The sequence below is a fragment of the Candidatus Cloacimonadota bacterium genome (genome assembly GCA_034661015.1).
Classification (GTDB): domain Bacteria; phylum Cloacimonadota; class Cloacimonadia; order JGIOTU-2; family JGIOTU-2; genus JAYEKN01.
In genome coordinates, this window is sequence record JAYEKN010000268.1 from 1 (window position 1) to 1671 (window position 1671).

General features: G+C 35.5%; 1 protein-coding gene. It reads left to right on the forward strand.

The features are described 5' to 3' along the window. Nucleotides 1–117 precede the first annotated feature (117 nt). A complete protein-coding gene (locus tag U9P79_09580; protein MEA2104873.1) occupies nucleotides 118–1647 on the forward strand; it encodes a hypothetical protein in 1530 nt (509 codons plus the stop codon). Nucleotides 1648–1671 lie beyond the last annotated feature (24 nt).

A 1671-nucleotide genomic window follows, 5' to 3' on the forward strand; every position in this document is an offset into this window, starting at 1 on the left:
TTTACGGATGGACATTAATAAATCAATTCGCATTCCCTCGAAATTATCAAAAAAGATAAGAAACGAAACTGACCAATCCGTCACGAAAATGTAAAAAAAACATAAAAAGGACTACTTATGAAAAAAAACATTTTACTTTTGTCCATTGCATTGTGCGTATTTTCATTTATTTACGGACAGAATAACAAATTGGATAATGAAATTTTAAATTTAGAAAATAATTCCTCCATTACCGCAGAAGAAACTTTCAAATCTCTTTCTGATTACAGCCGATATTCTGCGATTGAGCAGGACACTTTCAACCTGTTTTACAACCAAATAAATGACACGCTGAAAGCACCTTATTTAATTTACATTCCTCCAAAATACGATTTTCACAAGAAAACCGCTTTGATCGTTTATCTTCATGGTGGTGTTAGCCGAGCTGATTTTGTGGAAGAACCCTTGACTGTGTTTAGAGACAATCCGTTTATTCCATTTGCCGAAAAAAATAATTGGCTCATGCTTTTTCCACTTGGGAAAATGGATTATACTTGGTGGGATTGTGCTGGAATACAAAATGTTAAAGAACAAATTATTCACGTAAAGAAAAATTTTAATGTAGATGATGATCGGATTTTTATTACAGGATTTTCTGATGGAGGGTCCGGTTCTTTTTATTGGGATTTGACCAATCCTGATGACTTTGCAAGTTTTTTCCCTTTGAATGGTTTTATGTCCGTGGGTGGTCTCGTAACGCAAACACCCGTCTTTTTGGAAAACATGATGAACAGACCTTGTTTTGCTATAAACACGGATTTGGATCAATTATATCCCTCCAAACGGATGAAGCCGCTTATGGAGCTGGCTATTTCTGCCGGTGCTGATATTTTGTATAAAGAATATTTTGGAATTGGTCATGCTTTTGATTATGCAGAGCAAGAAGTCCCGATAATTATTCAAAATATGAAGAACAATCCTCGTGAGATTTTTCGTCCCGAAATTTATTGGGAAACCTGGACTCCGGAATTTGGAAAATGCGATTGGATTGAAATTGTGAGTTTGGATACTTTGCAAAGTAAAAAAGAATGGCAAAAGGAATATTTAAAAAAACTTCCTGATGACAGAATTTCCTTCGGATTTTATATGGATCGGGAATTTGAGGGCGATGGTATTCGGGTGAATAAAGTGATGGACACCGAATGCACAGCAAAAGAAATGGGATTAGAGGATGATGACATAATAATCAAAATGGATGGCAAATCAACTCTTCAAAATGATGAAATGGCAAAGATCAAGCATGGCAAAGCACGCGGAGATTCTGTAAGCCTGATAGTATTGCGAGAAGGAATAGAAATTCTGCTAAAAGGAAAATTTCCGGAAATAACTTATTCCGATGCCTTCATTTACAACAAACCATCCGGTGCGGTTAAAGCCCAGTATTGCGGAAACGAATTCAGCATCCAAACTTCCTGTGTGAAGGAAGTTGCAATTTATTTGCATCCGGACATGGTAAATTTTGAAAATCCTATAAAAGTCATCATCAATGATGAAGAAATTTATAATCAAAAAGTGGAACCGGATAAAGAATTTATTCTTGAAAATTTCAGAGAAAATTATGACCGAACTGCTTTGTGGTGCAAGAAATTGGTTTTTGAGATTGAGTAAGGGAAACCGATTCTTGAAAGAATT

What these genes read in the sequence shown, in the direction of transcription:
- U9P79_09580 (MEA2104873.1), top strand. Translation starts at nt 118, where the DNA reads ATGAAAAAAAACATTTTACTTTTGTCCATTGCATTGTGCGTATTTTCA.